We start from the raw sequence: 6,614 nt of genomic DNA, 5'->3' as shown, positions 1-6,614 counted from the left end.
ATGACGGACAATGCCTGCAGGGCGAGCGGGGGCAGGAAAACGATCAGGAGTGCGCTGAACAGCTTTGCCGATCCGTGCCGCCGGAGCGCTTCGTAGGCCGCGATCGTCATGGTGACGAGATAGCCCCACTTCGTGAGGCTCACCACCGCTTCCGCGCGACCGTTGACGATAGTGCTGATGGTGAGAGCTGCGATCATCAGATAGATGCCTCCCAAGGCTTTCAGGCCCAGAAGGCGTTTGTCGATGATGAGAAAGCCGATGCCGGTCACCATCACGGACCCCAAGGCGTTCAGCGATAGACCGCCGGCGATGGGCGAATACGTGTATTGGTGGAATGCCGACATCAGGTAGCGCAGCCAGATGGCGGCGATCAGGAAGCGCGTTGGAGCGTCCTCGAAACGGAGCGCGACGATGCAGGTCGGGATGAGCAGAACCAGGAAGACGCCCATCACGACAGGCACTGGAAACGTCGGAATCACTCCGCCCATGCCCTAGAGCCTTTTCCAGTGAATGCCGCCTCCCGGCGAGCGGAGCTTACCCACCAGTTCAGCCGCTCAGATGCCTTGGCTTCAGCGCGGGGGCCCGATGCCACTGCGGGCCCTATCCGGTCTGGTTCGCCGAGCCAAAATGCGTCGTCTGCGAGCCTTTCGGAATCGGGTGAGGCGCCACCTCGACATCGGGCAGGGGCATCAGCTGGGTCAATTCCGCGCGGATCCGTTCCGTGATGCTCTCGACTTGGCTTACGCGCATCATCCCGGAGCGCTGCGCCGCCTCGCTCTGGATCGCCCCGAGGTCGATCACGTCGAACGCTTCGAGCAGGGTGAGGCCGCTATCCCTCCAGTGATGGTTGCTGTCGAGAACCTCGCACAGGGCACGGATCACCCGCGCCGTGAGAGCGCCGGGCTTGTTGTTCGCCGTTTGGGTGATGCATTGCAGAGCCGTGATCAGGGTTRCCGCCCCGTAGCGCTTCAGGCAGCGTGTGATCGCGCCGATCGCCATCGTCTGCCCGGGACGCTGGCGCTCGACCGGCAGCGGATAACGCAGGATTTCCACTTCCGCCCGGACGCAAACATCCGCGACATCGATAGCCCAAGGCTCGCGCGCGACGACCGCAGCCGCATGAAAGGCCATCGGCGAGATCGGCACCGTGATGCCGTTGATCGCCTTGAAGGCGACTGCCTGCTCTTCGCGCGCGGCGATGACCACCTGGCAGGGGACCGTGTCGAACCCCACGAGCGCGGCGGCCGTCGTCCTGTGCTGGCCATCGATGATGACGAACTTTCCGCCTTCCATCGGGGATACGACCACCGGAGAAAAGCACGACCACGAGAAAGCCTGCGCGATACGAATGACGTTGCGGCGGCCCTGGCCCACTATGGGGCGCTGGTAGCAGGGGTCGACGACGAGATCGGAGATCGGAAGCCATTGCAGCATCGGAACTGCGCCAGCACAGACGGTGTCTGGCTTTTCCAGGCCTTCGGTAGAGATCTGTCTCATGCGGATGCTCCGTTGGCAGCTGTTTGATGAATTGCGTATCTTGCAAGAAAACTTTTCGAATCGTGGGGCGATGCTACGGGTCTCATCGACCAGTCGCCGTTTCCCTGGAATGTTCCTTAATTGGCATCGGATGGAGGATGTGAATTCAGAGTATCGCTTGCGGCACTCAGGCTGGATCCGGTCGTCGAGGAAACCGGTCCTGTCACCTCTTCGATACGAACCACGTCGCCAGGCATGACAGCCGCGTTCTCGTCGGCCGCAATCTTGACGGCATCGGCTCCTTCCCGGCGCACGATCCAGAAGGAATGCTGCGGGGCCTGCATTCGGTCGAGGGCTTGCCGCGGTGCGATGCTGGTCACTTCGTTGGCAAGGCTTTCAGCGGTTACGAGGCGCGCCTTCAGCTGATCGAGTTCGACATTGACCTGCTGCAGTTCAGCGACGATCGCGGCCTTGCGTTCCGCTTTCAGGTCGATCTCTTCCCGATCGGCCTTGCTGATTTCCTGCCGTGCCCGAAGGATGGCAGTCGTGTGATCGAGCATCTTGCTCTCGATATCGGCGGCTACGCGCTCAAGAGCGAATTCACGCGAGCTTACGGCCAAGCCCTTTTCCACCAATGTGCTGACGCTCTTCAATTCGCGGCGAGCGAGAGCGATCTGCTTGTCCTGAACCGCAACCTTCTGCTCAAGGGATTCGACTTCCTTCGAGTAAAGAACCTTGATTTCGGCATTGGCGGTCAACCGGGAGCGCAGCGCATCCCTGCGGGCGTTCATCACCGCAGCCTCGTCGGCGACGAGCCGCAGGGTGTTCGCGTCATTGCGCAACTGATCCGGAACGTCGATCTGCTCGCTCTCAGAGAGTTCCGCGGTCAGTCGCGCCCGACGGACCAGTGCCCGCTGCACTTCCAAGCGAGCGTTCTCGTAGGCTCCGAGAGCGGTAATCCGGTCGCGCTCGAGGCGGATGAGGCCCGTTTCCGTCTGTCGGTAAAAACCACTCGCGAGGCCAACCGCCTGTTGCACCGTCAATCCGGGTCGGTAGGCGTATTCACCAGGACGCTCGACATTCCCGACCACGTAAATGGGTCGGTACTGAGTGATCTCGACAGCGGCTTCCGGATGGTTCGGAAGCCCGGCGCGCTTCTGCAGGGTGTCGGCTACGGTTGCTGCGAACGCATCGGGCGTCATGCCTGCCGCAGGCATGCTGCCGATGAGCGGCAGTGAGATCATTCCGGAGGCGCTCACGGCGTATTCGCCGGCGAAAACGTCCCAATTGAAATATTCGGTTTTGTCCGGCCTCCATTCGACCACCTTAATGCGCAACTTGTCCTGCGCGCCGAGGCGATATTCGTCTGCCGTTGCCTCGAGCGGTAGCAGCCAGAACAGAAGGGTCCACATCAAGGCATGCCACTTGAAACTCCGTAGCGAGCAGCCTGAGGTCTGTGTTTGGAATAGAAGAGGAGAGCTCATCGCAACCTCTCTGTTTTCTGACATTATCCGTCAAGGCTACAGTATATCAACTCAGGAAGAGGTAGCCCAAAATGGTTACGTATCAGTATTGTCACTTGCAACATGGTGATTTTGCGTTCCTTTACTTCAGGGAAGGCACGCATGTACAATCAATGTTACTACAACTTTGTGGAATGTAGCCTAGACCAATCGCCTTTTCGGTGGAAGTGCTTAATTGTCAAAATCGATGGACGTGTCCTATTGGGGGCCAGCACGAAACTTGTCCCTGGATTATACGCCAAGCTAGAGCGAATAAGGTCATCCGTTCTGCGCGACAGGCCTCTGGCGATGGGCTACGCATCACATGCTAGGGACGGGCCTTCCACGAGGAAAGGACGCCCATTGGAGCCCGCTCGGCTCCGAGGAGTTTCGGCCGACGCAACAATGGTGGTTGGCTTGCTCATGGCGACCCTCCTTTGAGACAATAGAGGGCAACCCCGCTGCCAAGTTGCTTCGGCAGCAACCGCCGTAAGAGCGGACGATCTTGAGAGGTGGTTTAGCCCAACACAGGTCAAGGGATGTCCGCGAATTTCTCCCAAGGAATAAGAGGCTGCCGCTAGACAGGTAGTTCCATTACGAGCTCCGCAGATGGCTCAACTATATGGAGACAAAAGTTTTTGGCAGAGACAGTGTCCAAGACTTGTGGGATAAAGCCGCCACGGGACGGGCAAGCACCGTAGAAAGGACTGCGGATTTTCCTTGCAGATTTTCCTCAGAGCAGTGAAAGAGCAAAGTAGACTGGTTCGTAGCTGACTGCGTGCACCACCACTTCCTCGCGAAGCCTTACTGTGACTGCATGCCTATCGGGAGAGTGAGTTGAGCGACGCCGTGTCCTGTCCAGCCTGTCCGCCCATCATGAGCCTGTCGCCCAGCATCGACCGCGAATGGGCCCGGCAGGCGATTGCGATTCTCCAGGGCGACGGGCGCCGCTCGGCCGACACGCATCTCATCAATCCGGTCTTTCGTGGGCTGAAGGGCATCTCGATCTACCTCAAGGACGAGTCGACCCACCCGACGGGCAGCCTCAAGCATCGGCTGGCGCGCTCGCTGTTTCTTTACGGCATCTGCAACGGCAAGATCAGACAGGGCACGACGCTGGTCGAAGCATCCTCAGGCTCGACTGCGGTGAGCGAGGCATATTTCGCGCATCTTCTTCAGCTGCCCTTCATCGCGGTCATGCCGCGCACGACGAGCGGGCAGAAGATCGAGGCCATCGAGCGCTTCGGCGGGCGCTGTCATTTCGTCGATAACCCCGGCGAGGTTTACGACGTAGCCGCGGGGCTCGCTCATGAGGCGGGCGGCTATTATCTAGATCAGTTCACTTATGCCGAGCGCGCCACCGACTGGCGCGGCAACAACAACATCGCCGAGAGCATTTTCGAGCAGATGGAATCCGAGCGCCATCCGCTGCCCGCATGGGTGGTGATGAGTGCCGGAACGGGCGGTACATCCGCCACCATCGGCCGCTACATCCGCTATCGCAATTACGACACGCGGCTCTGCGTGGTGGATGTGGAGCATTCGGCATTCTACGACGCCTATTGCCAGAAAGATCGGAACGTCACTTGCGCGCGCCCCTCGCGCATCGAAGGCGTCGGGCGTCCTCGCGTCGAGCCGTCCTTCATTCCGGAAGTGATCGATCACATGATCAAGATACCGGATGCCGGCTCCATCGCCGCCATGCATGTTCTGTCCGAGCGCCTGTTCCGCCGCGTCGGCGGATCGACGGGCACGAACTTCTTCGGCCTGTGCTGGATCGCCAGCTGCATGATGGCCGCGGGCGAGGAGGGCTCTCTCGTCTCCCTCATCTGCGACAGCGGCGATCGCTACACCTCGACCTACTACAACCCGGATTGGCTCGATCAGAACGGAATCGACATCGCTCCCTATCGCGAAATGATCGAGACCTTCCTCGATACGGGCGTGTTCAAGGCTGTTTGAGCATTAGCCCGGTGGAAGCGGACGTGGTCTGGAGCCGCTGTCGATGGCCACGAAAGTGAAGACTGCTTCCGTCACCTTGATTTGCTCGTCGCCATCGCGGGAGCGTCGCCAGGCCTCAACCTGAAATTTCATGGAGGTCCGGCCGGTCGCAATGAGGTCGGCATAGACCGAGACCTCGTCGCCCACATGGACCGGCGTGTGAAAGACCATGCCGTCGACGGCAACGGTCGCGCAGCGCCCCCGAGCGCGCCGGGCCGCCGCGTTGCCGGCGGCGAGGYCCATCTGCGACATCAGCCAGCCGCCGAAGATATCCCCGGCCGGGTTCGTGTCGGCCGGCATGGCAATCGCCCTGATGACTGCCTCGCGCCCCTCTGTCGTATCGACCGTCATTGTCACCTCTTTTTCWGTCGGCTGAGCATTCAACGGACGGGGTGAGAAGTCCAGAGACCTGCATCCATGGCCCCACCTTACCATTAGAGGCTGGCGGCGAGGCTTGAAACACCCTAGATCACGGGTGTGAATGAACAACATAACCCATCGCGGCGACGCCATGTCGCCTTCACGATCCTGGGGCGGCTCACTCTTGCCGCCGTGCTCGGCCTCGCCATCGCCGGCGGATTGATATGGGGCAGCATTCTGCAGGTGCCCAATCACCTCAATCCCTTCGCGCCGTTGCGTGTGGCGGACGACGTGAATTGGCTCACGCGCTACAAGCTCTCGCGGCTCGAACGCGACGGGTCACAATGCCGTTCGGTTCTGGCCGCTTCATCCTTGTCTCACAGGTCCGTGCCGGATCGTGATCTCGCTGATGGATGCGGATTGTCGAGCGCGGTCGAAGTGACGGACGCGTCCATCGATTTGAGCAGGAGCTTTACCGCCACATGCCCGCTGGCTGTCGCGTGGGCTCTGTTCGAGAAGAACGTAATCGTCTCTGCGGCACGGGAGTATCTCGGGCAGGAAGTGGTGCGCGTGCTCCATTTCGGCACCTATGCATGCCGCAACATCAATCATCGCGAGAGGGGACGGCGCAGCGAGCATGCGACGGCCAATGCCATCGACATCTCAGGCTTCGTACTTGCGGATGGTCAGCAGATCACTCTTCGCAGCGACTGGAACGGAAACAACCGCCGTCGCGTGACTTTCTTGAGAGCCGTGAGGAATGGTGCGTGTGAGTTCTTCGATGTGGTGCTCAGTCCTGACTACAACGCTGCACACCATGATCATTTTCATTTCGACATGGGCCGCTACCGTGTCTGTCAATGAGAGCATTTTCGGCAAAGTGAATCCGGTTCGCCGCCAAAGAAAAGATATGGTTCCCCGCAAGCGATACCGGCTCTGGAAATAAAAAAACCAGCGCCCTTGCCCCTAGGCGCTGGTTTCGGCATCGAGTCTGATTGGATTTATGCCCGACGCTTCAAAGTTTGAATTTTGAGCACCTTCCACGCAATGCGGTTTTCCGCTTTTTGCGATCGATGCTTTTAGTTGACGGCGTAGGATGGGGTGTCGCCCATGAGGGCGGCTTTGGCGGCCAGCAGCAGCGCCTCGCCCAGCTCCCGGGCATGCTCCGGCGTCATCGCCACCGGCATCTGATGCCGCACCCCACGCTCGTATTCCTCCGGTGTGGTGGCCAGCTCGATCACCATCATCGCATCCCGCCCATCCAGGGTGCCCACC

General features: G+C 60.1%; 7 protein-coding genes. 2 read left to right on the top strand and 5 right to left on the bottom strand.

Annotation, left to right across the window (positions count from 1 at the left end):
- The 3 genes from ACXJKO_RS28795 to ACXJKO_RS28785 all read right to left on the bottom strand — a co-directional run.
- Positions 1–488: hypothetical protein (locus tag ACXJKO_RS28795; RefSeq protein WP_457094459.1), on the bottom strand; the 488-nt coding region annotated here is incomplete at its 3' end.
- 112 nt (positions 489–600) lie between these two features.
- Positions 601–1,497 (bottom strand): DUF6551 family protein, encoded by an 897-nt coding sequence (locus ACXJKO_RS28790; protein WP_457094458.1) that lies wholly within the window; start codon positions 1,495–1,497, stop codon positions 601–603.
- A gap of 116 nt (positions 1,498–1,613) precedes the next feature.
- The gene (locus tag ACXJKO_RS28785) at positions 1,614–2,888 is read right to left on the bottom strand and encodes a polysaccharide biosynthesis/export family protein (RefSeq protein ID WP_457094457.1); all 1,275 of its coding nucleotides are present in this window, start codon (positions 2,886–2,888) and stop codon (positions 1,614–1,616) included.
- Positions 2,889–3,854: 966 nt separating this feature from the next.
- On the opposite strand from ACXJKO_RS28785, the gene ACXJKO_RS28780 reads away from it, so the two are divergent.
- Positions 3,855–4,940, top strand: a complete 1,086-nt coding sequence (locus ACXJKO_RS28780; protein WP_457094460.1) for a PLP-dependent cysteine synthase family protein — start codon at positions 3,855–3,857, stop codon at positions 4,938–4,940.
- A gap of 3 nt (positions 4,941–4,943) precedes the next feature.
- On the opposite strand, the gene ACXJKO_RS28775 is transcribed toward ACXJKO_RS28780, so the two are convergent.
- Entirely contained in the window at positions 4,944–5,330 is a 387-nt protein-coding gene (locus ACXJKO_RS28775; RefSeq protein ID WP_457094456.1) for an acyl-CoA thioesterase, read from the bottom strand.
- A gap of 126 nt (positions 5,331–5,456) precedes the next feature.
- Here ACXJKO_RS28775 and ACXJKO_RS28770 point away from each other — a divergent pair, with 126 nt between their 5' ends.
- Positions 5,457–6,203, top strand: coding sequence for an extensin-like domain-containing protein (locus ACXJKO_RS28770; protein WP_457094455.1), 747 nt, complete (start codon positions 5,457–5,459; stop codon positions 6,201–6,203).
- Between the two features lie 215 nt (positions 6,204–6,418).
- Here ACXJKO_RS28770 and ACXJKO_RS28765 read toward each other — a convergent pair.
- The coding region (locus tag ACXJKO_RS28765) for a hypothetical protein (protein WP_457094454.1) at positions 6,419–6,614 on the bottom strand (196 nt) is incomplete at its 5' end.

This window comes from Microvirga sp. P5_D2 (assembly GCF_054049475.1).
This window is presented reverse-complemented; position numbering and strand designations above follow the sequence as displayed.